Annotated in this window: 16 protein-coding genes; 10 read left to right on the forward strand and 6 right to left on the reverse strand. The window is 49.7% G+C overall.

Annotation, left to right across the window (positions count from 1 at the left end; all coding sequences use genetic code 11):
* Positions 1 to 78 precede the first annotated feature (78 nt).
* Together LKK83_RS27525 and LKK83_RS27530 are read left to right on the forward strand one after the other, a co-directional pair.
* Positions 79 to 258, forward strand: a complete 180-nt coding sequence (locus LKK83_RS27525) for a hypothetical protein (protein ID WP_324634655.1) — start codon at positions 79 to 81, stop codon at positions 256 to 258.
* Between the two features lie 250 nt (positions 259 to 508).
* Positions 509 to 1,681, forward strand: coding sequence for a pyridoxal phosphate-dependent aminotransferase (locus tag LKK83_RS27530; RefSeq protein ID WP_324634656.1), 1,173 nt, complete (start codon positions 509 to 511; stop codon positions 1,679 to 1,681).
* A 19-nt stretch (positions 1,682 to 1,700) separates the two neighbouring features.
* On the opposite strand, the gene LKK83_RS27535 is transcribed toward LKK83_RS27530, so the two are convergent.
* Positions 1,701 to 2,129 carry a hypothetical protein gene (locus tag LKK83_RS27535; protein ID WP_324634657.1) on the reverse strand — a complete coding sequence of 143 codons (429 nt, stop codon included), beginning with the start codon at positions 2,127 to 2,129 and terminating at the stop codon, positions 1,701 to 1,703.
* A gap of 751 nt (positions 2,130 to 2,880) precedes the next feature.
* Here LKK83_RS27535 and LKK83_RS27540 point away from each other — a divergent pair.
* From LKK83_RS27540 to sds, 3 genes are all read left to right on the forward strand, one after another.
* Positions 2,881 to 4,680, forward strand: a complete 1,800-nt coding sequence (locus LKK83_RS27540; RefSeq protein ID WP_324634658.1) for an N-acetylmuramoyl-L-alanine amidase — start codon at positions 2,881 to 2,883, stop codon at positions 4,678 to 4,680.
* Positions 4,681 to 4,991: 311 nt separating this feature from the next.
* Positions 4,992 to 5,819, forward strand: coding sequence for a glutamate racemase (gene murI / locus LKK83_RS27545; RefSeq protein ID WP_324634694.1), 828 nt, complete (start codon positions 4,992 to 4,994; stop codon positions 5,817 to 5,819).
* Positions 5,820 to 6,969: 1,150 nt separating this feature from the next.
* Positions 6,970 to 7,941, forward strand: a complete 972-nt coding sequence (sds, locus tag LKK83_RS27550; RefSeq protein WP_324634659.1) for a solanesyl diphosphate synthase — start codon at positions 6,970 to 6,972, stop codon at positions 7,939 to 7,941.
* Between the two features lie 120 nt (positions 7,942 to 8,061).
* Here sds and LKK83_RS27555 read toward each other — a convergent pair whose 3' ends face one another.
* The gene (locus LKK83_RS27555) at positions 8,062 to 8,556 is read right to left on the reverse strand and encodes a hypothetical protein (protein WP_324634660.1); all 495 of its coding nucleotides are present in this window, start codon (positions 8,554 to 8,556) and stop codon (positions 8,062 to 8,064) included.
* A gap of 88 nt (positions 8,557 to 8,644) precedes the next feature.
* On the opposite strand from LKK83_RS27555, the gene hetZ reads away from it, so the two are divergent.
* The 3 genes from hetZ to LKK83_RS27570 all read left to right on the forward strand — a co-directional run bounded on the left by hetZ (position 8,645) and on the right by LKK83_RS27570 (position 13,345).
* Entirely contained in the window at positions 8,645 to 9,811 is a 1,167-nt protein-coding gene (gene hetZ, locus LKK83_RS27560) for a heterocyst differentiation protein HetZ (protein WP_442957370.1), read from the forward strand.
* Positions 9,812 to 9,822: 11 nt separating this feature from the next.
* Positions 9,823 to 10,974, forward strand: coding sequence for a hypothetical protein (locus tag LKK83_RS27565; RefSeq protein ID WP_324634661.1), 1,152 nt, complete (start codon positions 9,823 to 9,825; stop codon positions 10,972 to 10,974).
* 79 nt (positions 10,975 to 11,053) lie between these two features.
* Entirely contained in the window at positions 11,054 to 13,345 is a 2,292-nt protein-coding gene (locus tag LKK83_RS27570; RefSeq protein ID WP_324634662.1) for a transglutaminase TgpA family protein, read from the forward strand.
* A 46-nt stretch (positions 13,346 to 13,391) separates the two neighbouring features.
* On the opposite strand, the gene LKK83_RS27575 is transcribed toward LKK83_RS27570, so the two are convergent.
* Entirely contained in the window at positions 13,392 to 13,769 is a 378-nt protein-coding gene (locus LKK83_RS27575; RefSeq protein ID WP_324634663.1) for a Mo-dependent nitrogenase C-terminal domain-containing protein, read from the reverse strand.
* Between the two features lie 673 nt (positions 13,770 to 14,442).
* On the opposite strand from LKK83_RS27575, the gene LKK83_RS27580 reads away from it, so the two are divergent.
* Together LKK83_RS27580 and LKK83_RS27585 are read left to right on the forward strand one after the other, a co-directional pair.
* On the forward strand, positions 14,443 to 14,982 hold the full coding sequence (locus LKK83_RS27580) for a hypothetical protein (RefSeq protein WP_324634664.1): 540 nt from the start codon (positions 14,443 to 14,445) through the stop codon (positions 14,980 to 14,982).
* A gap of 166 nt (positions 14,983 to 15,148) precedes the next feature.
* Positions 15,149 to 15,334 carry a hypothetical protein gene (locus tag LKK83_RS27585; protein ID WP_324634665.1) on the forward strand — a complete coding sequence of 62 codons (186 nt, stop codon included), beginning with the start codon at positions 15,149 to 15,151 and terminating at the stop codon, positions 15,332 to 15,334.
* 337 nt (positions 15,335 to 15,671) lie between these two features.
* Here LKK83_RS27585 and LKK83_RS27590 read toward each other — a convergent pair whose 3' ends face one another.
* From LKK83_RS27590 to LKK83_RS27600, 3 genes are all read right to left on the reverse strand, one after another.
* Entirely contained in the window at positions 15,672 to 16,340 is a 669-nt protein-coding gene (locus tag LKK83_RS27590; protein ID WP_324634666.1) for a SanA/YdcF family protein, read from the reverse strand.
* Positions 16,341 to 16,692: 352 nt separating this feature from the next.
* The gene (locus LKK83_RS27595; RefSeq protein ID WP_324634667.1) at positions 16,693 to 17,454 is read right to left on the reverse strand and encodes a cytochrome c biogenesis protein CcdA; all 762 of its coding nucleotides are present in this window, start codon (positions 17,452 to 17,454) and stop codon (positions 16,693 to 16,695) included.
* A 235-nt stretch (positions 17,455 to 17,689) separates the two neighbouring features.
* Complete coding sequence (locus LKK83_RS27600; RefSeq protein WP_324634668.1) at positions 17,690 to 18,190, reverse strand: TlpA family protein disulfide reductase; 501 nt, start codon at positions 18,188 to 18,190, stop codon at positions 17,690 to 17,692.
* Positions 18,191 to 18,744: the final 554 nt, after the last annotated feature.

Here is an 18,744-nt window from a genome sequence, read left to right on the forward strand (position 1 = left end):
GACGGCGGCTAAAGCCGCACGTTCGTTTTTCCTCCCCCGGCTAAAGCACGGGGGTTTCCAAACGTATCGGAGGTTATTATGATTCGTCAACTGGTAGAAAAAGCCCTCTATATCAAGCAATTAACTCCCGATATTGAAAATGGGATTAACTCCGAGTTAACCAGGCTAGGATATATCGATGATGTGGATTATGAAGCCCTAGAGTTATTGATGGCAGAGATGGATGCAGGACGCATTCAGCTCGTAGCCAGCCGATAACCCCTACAAAGCTGCGATCGCAGCTCAGCACCAGCAAATCGGCACCAGTGGTTACATCCTCTGGGGCAAAATTTTAGGGTGCATTGCTTCAACCTTGCTCGGGTTCCACCTCATCCACCCGACAACCCGTCAGCAGCGACTCGAGCCTCAACCCCCCACAGTCTAGAAAAACACTGTTGAGCCGCCCCAAGGGTAAGGTAAACTGTCTAATGGTTTTCTACCCTTAGCAGGAGCTGATTGTCTAGTCGTCATGGAGTTTGCCAACCGTTTAAAGAAAATCCCCCCTTATTTATTTGCCGAGATTGACCGCAAACGAAAGGAATTATTATCTCAGGGGATTGATATTATCAATTTGGGTGTGGGAGACCCGGACAAACCGACTCCCGATCGCATTCTCCAGGCAATGCATGAAGCCATTGACAATCCAGCCACCCATAACTACCCCCCTTACCGAGGCACGAACGACTTCCGAGAAGCAGTGGTGCAGTGGATGGAACACCGATTTGGCGTAACGGGACTCAACCCGCAAACCCAGGTCGTTGCTTCGATTGGCTCGAAAGAAGCCATCCACAATACGTTTTTAGCATTTGTGGATCCTGACGACTACACCCTGATTCCCGATCCGGGATATCCGGTCTACCGAACGGGAACCTTATTTGCCGGTGGCGAACCCTACATCATGCCACTGAAACCGGACAATGACTTCTTGCCGGATTTAAACGCCATTCCCGAAGCCGTTGCCAGAAAAGCAAAACTGCTATGGATTAATTACCCCAACAATCCCACCAGCGCTGTAGCCAATTTGCAGTTTTTTGGAAGATTGGTGGCATTTTGCCGAGAATACGATATTTTGCTATGCCACGATTGTGCCTACTCGGAAATCGCGTTTGATGGATATCAGCCTCCAAGCGTGCTGCAAGTCAAGGGGGCGATAGATGTGGCCATCGAATTTCACAGTTTGTCTAAATCTTTTAACATGGCAGGCTGGCGGGTGGGTTTTGTGGTGGGGAATGCAAGTGCAATTCAAGCCCTGGCGCAGGTGAAATCTAATGTAGACTCCGGGGTGTTTAAGGCCATTCAACAAGCGGCGATCGCTGGTTTTTTGACCCCAAAAGCAGAACTCCACGCCATCCGCTCGGTTTATCACCAACGTCGAGACCTCCTGATTGCCGGACTACAATCGCTCGGGTGGCCCGTGCAACCGCCCAAAGCCACCCTTTACGTGTGGACACCCGTTCCGCAAGGGTATTCTTCTACAGAATTTACCACCTTACTTCTAGAAAACTGTGGGATTATCGTCCCTCCTGGGAATGGGTACGGAGTCTTCGGGGAAGGCTTCGTTCGCATCGCCCTCACCCTCCCCGAAGCGCGCATCACCGAAGCGATCGAGCGCATGAAACATGCGGGGATTCATTACGCTTAACTCCTGTAGGAATTCCCTCTCAATCGGCTTGTGGGTCTCCTTGCTCTGTAGGCACTCCATTGCCAATTTTCTGAAACACATGGGGATAGGCGTGCCAAACCTGCTGTACGAAGCCTCTAAGTTGCTGATGGTTCATTTTTGCGGTTTCCGGCGCAGGGGAGGCAGAATTCTCAAGCTGCGCGAACAGGGAAATCACCTCCGTATCCACCGCCAGTCGAAATAAATGAATCGGCCACACCAGATCGGCACCCTCGCGCAGATCGTAAAGCGATCGCGGCGATTCCTGAAAGGGGTCTCGGGTGTCACTCGGCCAAACTGCCAACATAAGAGGGCGGATCCAAAGCATTCCGCGATTTTCTACGATTTGAATCACTTCTGCATACAGGTAGCGACCAAGATGTTCGAGGCAAACTATCTGATAGGGTTGAAAAACTTGGGAAACTTCCATTCCTGTGAGTTTGACACAACGATGGCAATATCAACAGCAGATGTTATAGTTTTGTATTTTATTCCACAGACCGATGGGGAAACGGCGGGGTGAAACTTGCGGGCTTTCCAGGGTGGGGCTCGGGATGGGAAGGGGCGATCGCCACTCGGAAAATTATCCCCTTCATTCACCGAGGCTGAACCTGAATCGATGCAGCGCCTGAGCAATCCCTGTGATTTTCCTCCCCCGAGTGGTTGGGTTTTCTCAGTCCACACCCTAAGAAAACCATTCAGATGGGAAGAATAGTTGTTGGGGCATCGAAGCCACGGAATTTTGGTGGCGCTTATCGGGCACCCCTCCCGAGCAAGGTAGGAGTGTCCCATCCGGAAAAGAAGGTGAAGGCAGTGAAAAATGATTGGCAAATCAAGGATGAATCGATTAAACTAACACAGCTTGTCATCAAGCCTTGGTCTTCGTCTAAACGGGCTTGGTAGGGCAAGAGCGTTTTATCCCCTCTGGGTCGATTGCACGATCGCGATAAGACAAACCCGATGAACGATACGTTAATTTGGGAAACTGTCCCACGTCCTTCGTCCCATCCAGGCTCGCAACATGCTATCTTTCAAACCAGCTTTAAATATTATGTTAATCCATTGAAGTTCAGATATCGTTAGAGGCCCAACTCAGACGCTTGCGCGAGCGTCACGAGCAACCAGGCAAACCTCTACGGCTGTGTTATTTGTCTAAACAACGGCTCCACAGGAGAAATTGGGTGAAACCGCAAGTATTTTCTTGGCTACTACCTTCCGCAATCAGTGTCTTGCTGCTAGCAAGTCCGTCTCAAGCAGCACAACTGGAGTTTTGGCGTTTTGATACCAGTCAAAACCGACTTCACTTTACGACAGAAGGGGGGGTGCAACCGAAGGCGCAATTAATTGCCAATCCCACTCGGTTGGTGATTGATTTACCCGGAACCACCCTCGGACGTCCTACGGTGACTCAGCCGATTGTGAAGGAGGGATTTCAATCCATTCGGGTGGGTCAGTTTGAATCTGACACGGCTCGGTTGGTGATTGAACTCAGCCCGGGTTACACGTTAGACCCGGGAGAGGTGAAATTTAGAGGCATAACGGCCAATCAGTGGACCGTGGAAGTCCCCACTCCGCAACGGCGAGGTGCAGTATCGAGTCGGGCCTCCGAACCAGAACGGCTGTATGGAGAAGCATCCCGGGACGAGATGGCGATCGCGGCGGGAGGCATTCAACTGGAGAATGTTCAGGTGACGCCGGATGGCTTTTTTATCCGGACGCAGGGGGGAGAGCCACAAATTGAAGTCCAGCGCAATAATGACGAAGGGGCTTTGTATGTAGATTTACAAGGAGCTACCATTTCGTCGGATATGCGATGGAGAGACCAGCTTTACAATCAGCATGGGGTGGCGCGTCTGAATGTTAGGCAGGTAGAGTCCTCGCCGCCAGTGGTGCGCCTGACGTTTCTGCTCAGCGATCGCGACTCGGAGTGGTTGGCGACAGGGAGCAGTTTTGGGGGCGTGGTGCTCTTGCCGAATGCTAGCGGGTCGGGAACTCCCGGAAATGTAGCATCTAGGTCCAGGTCGAGGAGCGATCGCCTGGTGGAAATTGAGGGGGTCGAACTTCAAAGAGATGGTTCGCAAATTTTGGTGAGATCCGATAGCCCGTTTACCTACACCAGCGGATGGGATCGCGCTTCAGGAGCTTATAAAATCTCGATTCCATCGGCACGTCTCTCCAACGGGGTTAGACCGCCAAAACCTACCGGAAACCGATCTTTTTTGTGGGTTCGCCTGGAACAAGAAGACCGGGAAACTGTGGCAATTTTAGTGCAGCCATCGGCTGGGGTGCGAATTGGTCAACTCACTCAGCCGAGTCCGGAAGTGCTCTCCGTGGCGTTGGACGGGCCGCGTCAAACTTCTGCTTCGAGTTCTAGGGGAACGGGTTCGGTGGCTCCACCCCAGCGCAATCCAAGGCCGAATTCGATGCGTCTGCCTCGCAATGCCCGCGTGGTGGTGGCGATCGACGCCGGACATGGCGGTCGCGATCCGGGTGCAATTGGGATTGGCGGAATTCAAGAAAAGGATATCGTGCTGCCGATCTCGGAACGGGTGGCGGCAATTTTAGAGCAAAATGGGGTGCAAGCGATTTTAACTCGTAGCGACGATCGCGAAATCGATTTGGCTCCTCGGGTCCAGCTTGCTAATCGGGTGAATGCGGATCTGTTTGTTAGCGTTCACGCCAATGCGATCGATATGAGTCGTCCTGATGTGAATGGCATCGAGACCTATTATTATGCTACGGGGAATGGTCTGGCGCGGACGATTCACAACAGTGTGCTACAGATGAGCGGATCGCGCGATCGCGGCGTGCGCCGAGCTAGATTTTATGTGTTGCGGCACACCTCCATGCCGGCGGTTTTGGTAGAAGTCGGTTTTGTCACTGGTGCGGAGGATGCACCGCGATTGGCAACTGTGGCCCATCAAAACCAATTGGCTGAGGCGATCGCTCGCGGTATCCTACAGTACCTTCAGAATCGTTAATTTCTGCGTGGGTCTGCAACCGGTTAGTCCCTCGGACCGACCGAGTGCTTAGACAGCAGCGGGTTGACTTCATCGAACGAACAGTTTTCGTCCGTTGCACCAAACTCGCCTTTAGACCTGAACTCTGCATCAAACTCAACTCTATCTCTAGCCTCGTGTCTAACTTTATCGATCCTGTCTCCAGTGCCTCTCGAGATGCCGACGCAACCAGCTTTTCGCCATCCTCGTCTCGCTCTCCCGACCCACTTTTCCCAGAGACGCCAGTAGGTGCGTCTTCACAACCCCGCCCTCGCAAACCCTTTGGGGGAAATATCCAAAAAGCTAGAATTGGAATTTTTGACAGTGGGGTGGGGGGACTGACGGTTTTACGAGAACTTTACCGACAATTACCTTCCGAGTCGATTCTTTATTTTGCCGATACGGCTCGCCTCCCTTATGGCAACCGCCAGCCGGCAGAAATCGTGCAATTCGTGCGCGAGATTCTCTGCTGGATGGAGTCACAGGGGGTGAAAATGGTGATTATGGCGTGCAATACCAGTTCGGCTTTGGCACTCGAAACCGTACAATCGGAATTTGATGTGCCAATTTTGGGGCTGATTTTACCGGGAGCGCGGGCGGCTGTCCGGCAAGGTCGCAGAATTGGCGTGATTGCAACTCCAGCTACCGCCGCAAGTAATGCGTATCGGCGAGCGATTCAGGAAATGAATCCTCAGTGTCGGGTTTGGCAAGTGGGGTGTCCGGAATTTGTGCCGTTAATCGAGCGCAATCGAATTCACGATTCTTACACGATGGAAGTGGCGCGGGAATATCTTGCGCCCCTACAGGAGCAGCAAATTGATACCTTGATTTACGGCTGTACTCACTATCCGCTTTTGGCCCGCGTACTCAAGTCCATTTTGCCGAGGTCGGTGCAATTGGTGGATCCGGCTGTATGGGTGGTGCAAGCTGCGGCTCGAGAACTCGAAGCTTTGGGATTGCGCGATACTGGTGCTGCCCTGCCAACTCGATTTGGGGTGAGCGGTTGTCCGGAAGAGTTTGGCCAACGTGCGGTGCAGTGGCTCGGTTGTACTCCCACGGTGGAAAAAGTTTGCTTACCTCAGCCAGAAAGCGAGCCTTTACCGCTTAAACCTTTGGAGTAGCAGTGGGTTTGGCGGATCGAATGGAAGTCAACCCGCAGCGCGATTTTGCTGCGGGTTGACTTTTTCGATTCTGCGATCGAGTAGTTTGTTGACCACAGAGGGTTCTGCTGCGGCTGTTGACCCGATCGCTGAGATCGGGAATGTGCCTAAATTGGGCTAGGGACGCGAACTCGATCCTCTCGCGTGTCGTCCTACTAAGCTCAATAGCAGATAAATTGCTAACAAATAACCGGTTGCCAGAATCGGAATAATCAAAGGCATATCGTGGTAAGTCATAGTACGGCCAGATGAGGTAAGCGAGGAGGTCTTGAACTTAAATGTTTATGAGAAATCTTTGGCTCAGCATTCTCAGGCAGGAAACTGACCGCAAGAATGCTGACCCACCACAGGCCAAGCTCGGAACATCGCGAGCCGCGCCTCCCTCGGGGCGATATCTCGCCCTTGCCCCCGCGCTTTGGAGCCAGACTCGCAGTCTCGATCGCCGCAACCTACCTTCGCGAGATGACTGCAGCTTGATGCCTGCGTCCTCCTTCCAAAACAGCTCAGGAGCGAACAAAACAATTAGAATCATGCCGTGGAGGCGAGACCTTTTCCTGCTCCAGTATCGGGTACTCCTGGGCGGAACCCGCTCGGCGTAACCCGCTCTGGGTTTTCTTGAGGTCTGCGAACAGATTGGGTTCCTCCAGCTAAGAGCAGGTCGGGAACCAATACAATTAGGGAATTCCCCTAAAGTTTTTGCCAAATCCACAGCACCCCTCAGTTACAAATCGTAACCGAATCTGGGATTTCCGTGGTTCGAGCTATAGCCTCTCCTAAAAGGAGACCCAAATTAGGAAGGCTACCTGTAGCTGGGATATTGCCCCCAGTGCGTACTCCGCTACAACAGACATTCACAACGGAAGTCAGCAAGACCTACAGCCGTTGTGGCGCTTTATGTATGGAAATGTTTCAATTATTACGATTTAGGATAACACAAGATGGCTGAATTGGAACGGGTTTTGCCAAATTGCTTAACAATTCTCTACAATTGACGCAGCAAGCTGCTGGATGAGATTTGAGGAGTTTTTTGTCATAAAACTTTCGGATTGCCAGAGGCTTCGCTTAGAATGTATGTAAAATTTCGTAACTTGACGCCTGAGTCGGCCTATCCATGACCTCAACCACCTCCCTATTTTCCCCGGTTGAAGCAGACCTGCGTTTGTTGACCGAGAATCTGAAAAAGCTTGTTGGGGCCCGTCACCCCATATTATTCGCTGCGGCGGAGTACCTCTTCGGCGCTAGGGGAAAACGGGTGAGGCCAGCAATTGTCCTGTTGCTCTCGAGAGCGACGATACCCGATCGACAACTGACCCCCCGGCATCGGCGGTTAGCGGCCATCACCGAAATGATCCACACCGCCAGCTTGGTGCATGACGATGTGGTGGACGAATCTGAAGTTCGCCGAGGGGTGCCTACGGTTCACAGCCGATTTGGCAACCGCGTGGCGGTGTTGGCAGGAGATTTTCTGTTTGCCCAGTCTTCCTGGTACCTAGCGAATTTAGATAACTTGGAAGTTGTCAAACTTCTTTCAGAAGTAATTATGGATCTCGCGGAAGGGGAAATTCAACAAGGACTGAATCGATTTGACAGCCATTTGTCAATTGAAGCATACCTAGAAAAAAGCTATTATAAAACTGCCTCCTTAATTGCCAACAGTGCGAAAGCCGCTGGTATATTAAGTGAGGTAACAGCGGAAATGGCCGAGGACTTTTATCAATATGGCCGTCATATTGGTCTGGCCTTCCAAATTGTGGACGATATCTTGGACTTCACCGGTTCGACGGAAAGCTTAGGCAAAAACGCGGGTTCGGATCTCCAAAGTGGGAATCTGACAGCCCCGGTGTTATTTGCCCTGGAAGAAAAACCTTATTTGGAAGTCTTGATCGAGCGCGAGTTTGCTGAAGCAGACGACTTGGAAAAGGCGATGACCCTGATTAAAGAGTCAAACGGGATTTCACGATCGCGAGAACTGGCGGCTCATCATGCCGAAGTGGCGGTGAAACATCTAAATTGCCTAGAGCCATCGGAATGTTCTGAAGCGTTGGTGAAGTTGGCTGATTACGTCCTGAGCCGTCTGTATTAGCAATGAGGGTTCAGCAAGAGGAAAGCTCTGCTGGAACGCGCACGCCCCGGGCGATCGCCAGACATCGCCAGAAAATCACTGGCGATGCTGTAGATCCCCGGATGCGTTGCGGCTTCTATCTCAGGCAATGTCTGGCGGAAGCTGGCTCGATTTGGGACGCTTCGGTGAATGCTGTAGGTACTTCTGTAGCTGAAGCCGGATCGGATGTTGAATGTCTTGACGAGGGACTTCCGTGCCGCTAGTCAGTTCCCCGGGGGTCTCAAAGAAAACCACACTATCCACAGTATCAATCGTGACCATCTGAAACAAAATGTGAATCACTGGCACGGGCAGAGCGATCGCTTGAGACGCTTTGGGAGCATAAGCACTGTTTTTAGCGTCCTCTAACGAAGGAAACGCATAAATCACCTTTTTTTCAATATCAGGTTGGGCGCGATTGCTTAACGTAGTCACTACCCAACGCTGGTTGAGGGTTTGCAGGATGTAATACTGGGAATGGCGCAACTGAACAGCGATCTGCTCGAGCGCTGGCGCGATCGCCTTTATAATTCCCGGAGTTTGTCCATCTTGGGGTGCATTGTCAATTAACAGCCGAACTTGTTGGTCTAAATCCATGTTGACACTGTTGCAACTTTAGATCGTCTCTTCAAGTTTAGCTGTTGGAATCTCTAGTCAAAGCTAGGGTTGTTGATAGTTACAAACCATGATGGCAAAAATCGACGGGCGCGTGGAAGAAATATTAGAATTTTTATTGACACAACTCCAGCAGTCCACTCGTGCTTCTGAACAAAACTGCCGGGAGGTAGCCGCCCGCATAGCCGCAGAAGTAACCCGGATTTGCCAAGAAAGCAAGCGCATTCAAGCCTCTGGAGAGGAGCAAACTTGGATGGAGATCCTGGCGAGACATCGCCTACAGCAATGTCTCAACTACTACAAGCTAGGAGCAAGAGCCGGAAGAGTGGAATTGCACAGTACCCTGAGTGCGATTGTTTATCGTTACATAACTCCTCCCCAAATCCAATCGAGCTATCAAGCAAGATTAAGCCTGATTGAAGATTTTTTGCAGGGATTTTACCTCGAATCCTTGAATGCTTTTCGACGAGAAGCACAACTCGATCCAACATTTTCACCGTCAACCCTGTTAGAACTGGCCGAATACATGGCCTTTACCGAAAGATATGGAAAGCGACGCATTCCCTTGCCTGGGGGGCGCTCTCAGCAGCTCATCATCTTGCGATCGCAGACCTGCGCCCAACAGCAACCGCCGGAAACCACTGTAGATATGGAACAAGCGGCAGAAGGAGCGGGGGTGGAGTCGGACAAAACCTGGAATGACTCCTCGGTGCAGCAGGTGCGAGAGGCAATGGTGGATCTCGACTCGGAACCGGCGGAGGATTCCCTGCGCGAAACTGTAGTCAAAGAATTAATGAGTTACCTGCAAGAGCGGGGTCAACAAGACTGTGCCGACTACTTTACCTTGCGCTTGCAAGATTTACCCACCAGCGAAATCGAAGAAATTCTCGGTCTGACGCCTCGTCAGCGAGATTACTTACAACAGCGCTTTAAATACCATTTGATTCGCTTTGCCCTCTCCCATCGCTGGGAACTGGTGCATCAATGGTTAGAAGCGGATTTAGAGCGCAACTTGGGTCTTAGCCCAAGCCAATGGAAAGACTTTCAAACCAAAATCGGTCCGGAGCAGTTGCAACTACTCGAGCTCAAGCAAAAAAAAGTACCCGATCCAGAAATCGCCCAAAAACTCGGTTGTACCGTCAATCAACTGCAAAAACGGTGGTTTAAACTGCTAGAAGCAGCCTGGGGTCTTCGCAACGCTCGGGATTCCGGAAAAAGTGCATCTACAGATGAATAGGGGGTTAACACATGACTAGGGACGAGCAAGTTTTCAAATACCTTGCTTCCTCAGAAGCGATCGAGCAACATCTACTCGCTTGGCTCTTGCAAAAGCCGATCGCCAGCGATCGGCCACCCACTGGGGAGCTGGCAAGTCCCGAAACACCTCCGGGGGAAAATGAAAATTTCGTCGCCCAGGACGAAACCGACGACTTACATCCCCTCGATTCGCAAGCGATCGACCCCCCACCCGGGACAGCGGGTGACTCGGAGGCCGGATTTGCAAACCTCAATGAATCGAGTTTCGGAGGAGATCCACCAACTAAACCAGGAGAGATACCTGCCGTGCAAGACCGTTTTTATGCACTCGTGAAGCGCCGACTCCAAGCTGAAATCCTTTCATCTCCGCCCCTATTCCCCTGGGAAACCGAGATACTGGATTACGAACCTGAGAACATTGACTTTTCTCTCGCGCAAGAAGTTCCCGCTATGGTGTGGAGCGCTCAATTACCCGCCTTGAGCCTGCCAATTTCCCTGCCGGAAAAAGTTTTGGCTCAAATCCTCGCTCGCTCTCAGACCCTCGTTCAATCCTCCGTGCGCGAAGGTGCCAAATTAGTCCGAGCGGTGGAAGAATTATTCCCCGATCGCTTTACCACCCTAAACCACCTGGCGGGATTGGTCATGCAAATGTCTCCCACCCGAGGCTCGAACTCTTCCACCACCAATCCAGTCTCCAAAACCGCTGGTGAATTTCCCGCCACCTACGAAGCGGCTACATCCGATCAACAAATGGTCCTGTGTTTGCTGGCGGCGCGAGAAATTATGGGCACCCTGAGCATGACGGTTCGGGCTTGTGGGCATCCGGTGGAACGACAATGGCTGACCAGTGCGGGGATGCTGAGCATTCAAGTTCAATATCTCCACCGGGATCCGGAGGCTTCTTCCTCCACCGAGTCTGGAGCCTCTCTCAAGGTTCAGGCTCAATTGCCTTGTGCCGGCAGTTTGCACCTGCATCATGGAGAAACTCAAACCACTGCCCAACGCCCGCATTCTGGGGTCTTGAGTGTGGAACTCAACGACGCGCAACCTAACCAAACTTATCTGTTAGAAGTTCGCTTCCACAATCACGACAATAACTCCCTTACCTTTGTCGTTTTTCCCACCACTGACACCCAAAGATAAATGCAAAAACGCCGAACCTTCCCTTAAAGTAGGAAGAAAATTCCCCTTCTTCCTACCCCTACATTTCCTTCCACGATTTATGTTTAACTTTTCAGGGACTCAGCATCTGCAAAACCTCCCCTTAGTCGGTCGTCTATGGCAGCAGCTTAAAACCTTGCCAACTCCCGTGGTGGAGGACTCTCTTTCCCTCCGCGTTCTGGTGCAATCACTGGTTCTGGTGGGAATTGTGGCGACTGATGTGGCAGCAGGAACTTCTATGAGTCTGTGGGCGGTTCCGGCGAGCATTCTCGGTGCAACTTGGAGCTGGTATCGACGGCGCAATCGCAATATTGCGGTCAAGTTCCTGCTCGCCATCGGAATGCTGGTGGCGTTGGCGGCGTTCTTCGGGCGCTTGGTGGAAGAACTCAACGACACCCGGGTGGTTTTGGCGGAATTATTAATTCAACTTCAAGTTCTCCATAGCTTTGACCTACCGCGCCGACAAGACTTGGGATATTCGATGGCGATCGCCTTGATTCTGTTAGGGGTCGCCGGAACGGTTAGCCAAACGTTAGCCTTCGCCCCTTTTTTGCTGGTATTTTTAGCGATCGCCCTGCCAACTCTTGTCTTAGATTATCGCTCTCGCTTGGGCCTGACTCCCTCGCCCCGTGGAAAAACCAAACGCAAACGCCGTCAACTCAACGTCTCGGCGCTCAAATTTTACGCTATCCTTTTCGCGGCGATCGTCTCTTTGGGACTGGGGATTTTTGCCCTCCTGCCTCGCTTTCCGAGCTACCAACTCCAAACGTTTCCGGTGAGTTCTGGCATCGAATTCGAGGGGGAATTTGACGGTCGCAGTATTGTCAACCCGGGTTATAGTAACGGGGACGGCGAAGGCACCGGCACGGGGGAGGGTTCTTCCGATGACGCTGCCGGCGAACTCGACGACACATTTTACTACGGTTTTAACACCCGCATCAATCAAAACCTGCGCGGCGAAATGACGCCCCAGGTGGTGATGCGGGTGCGATCGCAGGCTCCCGGTTTTTGGCGAGTGCTGGCATTTGACCGCTACACGGGTAAAGGTTGGGAAATCTCTCGCAATGAAGATGCCGAAACTCTCGATCGCCCAAGCTGGACTTACCAATTCGTGATTCCTAACGAGAAACCCCGAGTCCCGCATCGAGATGTGGTTCAAAGTTACACGGCGGTTTCCGATTTGCCGAATATTATTCCCGCACTTGCCGATCCGAAGATTCTTTATTTTCCCACGGAACAAATCGCGGTGGATCCGGAGGGCAGTCTGCGATCGCCCCTGGGGTTAATTGAAGGTCTGACTTATACGGTGATTTCTGAAGTCCCCTACCGCGATCGCACCGCTTTAGGTCAAGCGCCCACGGACTATTCTGACCAAACTCGCAAATACTATCTCCAAGTTCCACCGGCAATCTCCGATCGCGTCCGCCAACGCACTGAAGAAATCTTACAAACCTCCCCCAAACCCCTCACTTCGGTTTACGAAAAATCCCTTTATCTCGCCCAATACCTCAAACAAAACTACACCATCCCCTCAGACCCCTTCGGTTTGCCTTTTTTGGATCCTGATGAAGATTTGGTCCTCCAGTTTCTCTTCGAGGTGCAAGGAGGCTACCCGGATCACTTCTCCACGGTTTATACCATCATGCTGCGTTCTATTGGTATTCCAGCGCGTCTGGTGGTCGGTTTTGCTCCGGGAGACTTTAATCCCTTTACCGGTCTTTATGTGGTTCAAAATACCGATGCTTATGCGATGACTGAGGTCTATTTTCCTGAGTTCGGTTGGTTTGCCTTTGACCCCATTCCCGGTCACGACCTCATTCCTCCGTCAATTGAAGAATCTCGACGGTTTGGCGTTTTGCGGCAGTTTTGGAACTGGGTGGCGGGTTGGTTGCCCTCTCCAGTAACCGGTCTGCTCGAAGGAATTTTTTCCGCTCTGGGCACCTGGGTGCTTGGCAGTATTGCTTGGCTTTTTCGCCTGTTTACCCGGGGTTGGGTGGGTCTGTTTGCCGGCTTGATTTTAGTGACCAGTATCGGATTTCTCGGTTGGTTGGCTTGGAATGGATTCGTGCAGTGGCGCTATGGTCGTTTCCTGGGAAAAATGCCGCCGATGGAACGGCTTTATCGTCAAACTCTGGATACTTTAAAGCGTCAGGGATATCGCAAGCATCCAGCACAAACGCCGTTTGAGTACGCGCGGGAGTTGCGCCGACACCAAACGAATCTGGATGTGGGGGCGATCGAAGAAATTTCCCAGGCTTATATTCGTTGGCGTTATGGTCGTCAAGAACCCAATATCGAGCACCTGCGCCAACGGTTGCAAGGGTTGAAAAAGCGATCGCTCCGCCAGCGTTAAAAAAGCGCGGTGAGGATAACAAATACCGCCAGTTGAGATATCCAATTCAACCATAGGCTGATGATTCCTCACCGCATTCTTCTACCAAATAACATAATGCCCGGAAGCGAAGACTCATCAACTGTTCGTATAACGGGTTTATCTTGCACAGGGGCGGAATGCGAAACCAAACTTTTCCGAATAGTTTAATTTCTCGCGCAAACGGACACTGTGCTGGAATCAGTTTACACAGTAACCTTGCCGATTTTGGATTTCCGACTTGGATGCGATCGAGCCGCTGCTTTAGGGGACGCAATAGGTCAAATTTGCGGTTCTGAGAACTATGCAGCCTAACAGTATTGCGGGTGCTGTTGCTTTGTTTTGCAGAACGTTCCGCTGTAGGCGTTTGAAGCAAGTTTTTTAAGGTAAGCTCTAATACATTCATCTTTCTTTTCCGCTGTTTTGGATGTCTGAAAAGCGCTTTTTACAACTCTACAACTGTGAATTTGCCTGAACCGGAAAGTGCAGAATTCGCGTTTTGTAGCTTAGGTTGCTTTTCATTTACCTGTTGGGTTGTGATGAGCTGATTGTTTCGGCGATTCCTTCTCCTGTAGTGCCCCATTTTGCAAGGCTTTCGAGTGACGGAAAGCCCAAACTTTGGTTATCTGACTGTGCAGTTGCGATCGCCACCCCTTGATTTTGTTCCCTTGCTCCTCCGACTATCTGTTTTTGGCCCAATAACAGACTTCTATCCCAGCTTGCGTTATTGCCACTTTGACAAAAGCTATTAATTCAACAACAAAATACGGCCAATAGTTATTTGAAATATTCCGATTTTTCCGATTTAAATTGTAGGTAACCAGATAGAAAAATAATAGAACAACAATTACTGACGAATAGTGTTTAGCAGAGTTACTCCTCTTCATCGGCGGCTTGGTACCTATTATTTGAAACTACAATACACAATAATTGGCAAGTGTTTTAGTCAAATTAGCAACCTCAGCCTGCAATCATACCTTACCAAAGAGGGACAAATAAAATACCTCTCCAGAAAGAAGACAAAAAAATAGATTTAGGGCATTATATAAATAAAGCGTGAGAGGTATGACAACAATCAAATGGTTTTGAAACAGTTGATGAAAGGGGTTAAAAAATTAACGTTATTTCGCACGGTAATTGTTTTTGCCGTGGGGGGCTTGTTAGGAGGTTTCATTCCGATTTCTACACCCGGTCCTCCAAAAGTTTTGAATTCGAGAGAATTACCAGAACCCCGGTATTACAGGTTGACGGGAACTGTGGAGTTGCTTTCTACGGAAGATGAGAATCCTTGTCAAAAAAGTGCCGATCGCGAGATTAAGGAGGGGATGGAAGTGTTGGTCAAAAATCGCGATCGCCAAGTTATCGCCCGGGGAAATTTAGGAAAAGGAGAGCCCGAACCGCTGCAACGGGATTTTTCAATAATGACCTGCAATTTTCCCCTAGAAGTCAAAAACCTGCCCGAATTAAGTTCTTATATCGTTCAACTCGAAACCGGAAAAGAATTTATCTATTCCAAAAAGCAGCTTCAAGGTAAAAACTGGAAGTTAGAGTTAACCCTGATACAATCTCCTCGTGAAAATGGGGAGTTAAATGTGGAGTTAGATCCGCAGCAATCGTGATGTCATAATTTTGCAATCAGAGAGAAAAATGGCCGAGGCGATCGCGATCGCAATCCCCCCGCAGGATTGTCACACGATCGCCGAGATAGCGATCGCGGACAATCCTTTTCAAAGGATGCAATATAGTAAGAATAGGTCTAAATCCATTACGGAAGGTGACAGCAACATGAATCCTGAAGAAACTCCAACCCCGGATGAAAGGGAACAAGAAACGTCCGAAAAACGCCAACCGGAGGTTCAGCCTAACTCCGGGGACAGCGAAACCACAGAAGAGTTAAATGCCATCGCAAAAGCGATGATGGTTAATCTGCTGTGGAATAAAATGGGCCTGTTTGACGAAAAGCAAGAGTAAAATGGGTCTCTCCACCGAAAAAAGCCGAATCGATTGTCGGTAATCGAATGCAATGCGGATGTGGCAAGCTATCGCAATCGGGGTGCAAGGGGTGCGATCGCCTAAATCTCTTGCCACAAAATTGTTGCCAATTGCCTCAATGACTGATTCGAGAACATCGGCAAACCGAGAATGCTAGGGGTGCAACTTTTGAATCAGGGTGCCCTAACAGTCTCAGCCATTAAAGAATTTCTTTGTCGCGGTTTGAGAACTTTTCAAAAAGATGATTTTCTGCTTGCCAGATAAAAAAATAGCCCATATAATTGGCGCAAAATCTCTCTCCTGAAGGCGAAAAGCTTCACGAAATGCCTTCAAACGGGCCGAGAAATGTCGGGCGGGGGCGGGTTATATGAATTTCCCATAATGCTTTGACTACCGCTAATATCTCTCGCAGGATATAATATCGCATGGAATCGTTGCGAAAGACTCCCCAATCGGGGGTTCCTAGCCCAATAGCATCTACTCCCATCTGACGACAAGTGTAGACGGCGCGGGGTAAATGATAGCGTTGGGTGATTAATATTGCCTGTTGAATGCCAAAAATTTCTTTGGCGCGATAGCAACTTTCGTAGGTGCTGAATCCGGCGTAGTCAAGGGTGATATCTGTTACAGGAACGCCGCGTTTTTCGGCATAGTTCTGCATCGCCGCCACTTCGTTGTAGTGGGGAGTGCTGTTATCGCCAGTCATCAAAATTTTTTGGACACGACCCCTTTTGTAGAGATCTACTGCAGCTTGAATGCGATCGGCAAGCATGGGAGTGGGGGTGCCATCTTCCCACACTCCCGCACCCAAAACAATAGCAATCGGTTGGGGAGTCACCCGATCGCGATCGCTGTAGCGATAGGGTTGGGTGGCGGAATAAACGTAGTAATTGAGTGCCACGGGGATGAGGGGGACACTCACGGCGAGGAGGAGAAGAATAAAACGCCAGTTGAAAAACCAGGGATGAAGTATCAATAGTTTCATTGGAGTTGCGATCGCCAAAACATTCGGGGGTCAAAATGCAGTCATACCTATTATAGATGACCTGGAGAAGGACAATCGCCAGGGCGATCGCGCTTTGATTATGATGCGATCGCTTCTCCCAGTTTACCTGATTTTGAATCTTCAGAAAAAAACTGGCGATCGAGAAGTCGCAGGGGAAAGCGATCGCTCTCCCACACAGGCTACTTTTCAGGCATAGTTTTGCGCGGGATTTTGTCTTACAGGCTAATCTCGGGCAAAAAATAACGTTCATCTCCAACTCTTATATAAAGCATGTCATTCAACAATTCAGACATAGGCTATTTTCCAATTTATTCAAAAGTTACACTAAACCCTATAAAAACCAGCGAATTCCCTCAACAACATAATAAACGCCTCCTAAAATCAGAGCCACACTCCCAATCCGAATAATCCAGTCCGAATACTGCATCAATGTTTTGGCTTGGGTCGCAAATCCAGTCAACAGACTGGCAAGGAAAATAACCATCGTATATCCCAATGCATAGCTAATCATCGTCACAGTTCCAATCAGTTTAGACCCCGTGGCTGCCGCTGCTGCAAGCACCGCAAATAAAACCGGACTAGCGCAGGGAGAACTGACCAAAGCAAAGGTCAAGCCAACGCCATAAGGCCCTAAATTAGAAGCATTGACATTGACTGTGGGTAAAGGAATTTTTATCAGTCCAATTAGACCCAAACCCATGACAAAAATGATGGCTCCCACGGTCAAATTAATGTATCCCCGATAATCAACCATGACCGCACCGGCAAACGAAGAGGTTAACCCAAAAAAACTTAAGATAGTGACCGCTCCCAGAACAAACAAACTTGCTTTGATAAAGGCATCGCGCCGAGAGGTGATATTGCGAGTTCCGATGTAGCTTAAGTTAATGGGTAACATGGCCAGGATGCAGGGAGAAATACTCGCAATCAATCCGCCAATAAATGCCAGGGAAAATAATACCAGTGGATTGGTAACGTTTTGCCGAACAAACCACTGCTGGTAGCGATTTTCTACAAGCGCTATCATATGTTCGATTTGTGCAGCAATCGGTTCGCTGATGACCAGTGCCAGGACTAAGCCCAATAGCAGCAATCCTCCCCAAAGTAGCCATTTTTTTCGGGATTTTACAAGCAGAGGTAGTTTAGTCGAACGATGGGACTTGTCAAAATTAGTCATGGTTTTTTGATAACCTGGAATCGGGAGGTTAATTTTACAAAGGGTCAAGGAGTAAGGGGTTTATTGGGATTAAAAAAGTCGGATGGAAGAGAGGGAATATGGGAAGGTTGGTTAAGGAGAGGGTGGAAGTTAACCAACCTTTAGCGATTGATTATTGGGGGTTAAGCGCTGAGTCGATGACCCGAGTGTAAGCAGATTTATCTGGATTGTTACGATACTGAGCCAAGATATTTCCAGTGTCGGGATCGATGATGGTGACGCTGCCCGTGTTGGATTTATTTTCGGCAAAAAAGCTGGCGAGTCCTAGTTCGTTGGCGCGGGTTTCTGATTCACTGGTTTGGGAACGATCGCTGACATCGAGTTTAATAAAGTGAATGCGATCGCCATATTCCTGACGCAATTGAGACAGGGTTGGAGCAATGTTGCCACAGGCGGGACACCAGGTGGCATAAATATCAACAACCACGGGTTTTCCTTGCAGTTGTTGCGCCAGAGGACCGCCCACATTACCCTGTACCGAGGCGGAGGAAGTGGTTTGCGCGATCGCGCGATCGGGCGTAGCAGAAGTTTTGCCTGTAGTTCCCGTCACTAGCGTTACCGTGACAACCACACTACTCAGAAATAAGCCGATCCATAAAGCAGGTTTCCGCATTGTCAATCTCCAAAATCTAGTGTTTATCTGCAACAGAGCAACTATCAATAGGGGGATTTTCTATTCCCCGCTTGTCAAAAAGAGCGCCTTTATTCCGCTCTTTCTTTGAGGTTAACCTCATTAAATTCTGAACAGATGAGTGCTAGATGAGAAACACCTGAATGCTTAATAAAACCTATAAAAATGGCTGAATCAGTCTCGATACGCAGGGTTGCCTCGGTTCTCAGCAAAAATTAATCTAACACTCGGGAAGAACTCATCATCATTATTTTTGAAACATTCAGAGTTTCTACAATTGTCAATAAAGATAACCGGGCGGGGATTTTAATCCCCGCCTCATAGCTAAAGTCGGTTAAAAACTGACTAAAACGCTTACTGTTAAAGCAGACAAGTTGTCTAAATACGACTTGAACGATTCCCCCGGAGAATTTATTGCAAAGCGGGTGAATATGATGATTTTTTAACCGAATCAAACCCCACAGGCAAGGATGAATGATGATAGTTTATTCGGGTTGAGTATATTGACAGAGTGGCAACTATCGGCGCGCGATTTA

The organism is Phormidium sp. CCY1219 (assembly GCF_035615515.1).
Taxonomy (GTDB): Bacteria; Cyanobacteriota; Cyanobacteriia; order Cyanobacteriales; family Laspinemataceae; genus CCY1219.

Excerpts from the sequence above, each read along its gene's own strand:
- LKK83_RS27525 (WP_324634655.1), top strand. The coding sequence starts at position 79 with ATGATTCGTCAACTGGTAGAAAAAGCCCTCTATATCAAGCAATTAACT.
- LKK83_RS27530 (WP_324634656.1), top strand. The coding sequence starts at position 509 with ATGGAGTTTGCCAACCGTTTAAAGAAAATCCCCCCTTATTTATTTGCC.
- LKK83_RS27535 (WP_324634657.1), bottom strand. The coding sequence starts at position 2,129 with ATGGAAGTTTCCCAAGTTTTTCAACCCTATCAGATAGTTTGCCTCGAA.
- sds (WP_324634659.1), top strand. The coding sequence starts at position 6,970 with ATGACCTCAACCACCTCCCTATTTTCCCCGGTTGAAGCAGACCTGCGT.
- LKK83_RS27555 (WP_324634660.1), bottom strand. The coding sequence starts at position 8,556 with ATGGATTTAGACCAACAAGTTCGGCTGTTAATTGACAATGCACCCCAA.
- hetZ (WP_442957370.1), top strand. The coding sequence starts at position 8,645 with ATGATGGCAAAAATCGACGGGCGCGTGGAAGAAATATTAGAATTTTTA.
- LKK83_RS27565 (WP_324634661.1), top strand. The coding sequence starts at position 9,823 with ATGACTAGGGACGAGCAAGTTTTCAAATACCTTGCTTCCTCAGAAGCG.
- LKK83_RS27570 (WP_324634662.1), top strand. The coding sequence starts at position 11,054 with ATGTTTAACTTTTCAGGGACTCAGCATCTGCAAAACCTCCCCTTAGTC.
- LKK83_RS27575 (WP_324634663.1), bottom strand. The coding sequence starts at position 13,769 with ATGAATGTATTAGAGCTTACCTTAAAAAACTTGCTTCAAACGCCTACA.
- LKK83_RS27580 (WP_324634664.1), top strand. The coding sequence starts at position 14,443 with ATGGTTTTGAAACAGTTGATGAAAGGGGTTAAAAAATTAACGTTATTT.
- LKK83_RS27585 (WP_324634665.1), top strand. The coding sequence starts at position 15,149 with ATGAATCCTGAAGAAACTCCAACCCCGGATGAAAGGGAACAAGAAACG.
- LKK83_RS27590 (WP_324634666.1), bottom strand. The coding sequence starts at position 16,340 with ATGAAACTATTGATACTTCATCCCTGGTTTTTCAACTGGCGTTTTATT.
- LKK83_RS27600 (WP_324634668.1), bottom strand. The coding sequence starts at position 18,190 with ATGCGGAAACCTGCTTTATGGATCGGCTTATTTCTGAGTAGTGTGGTT.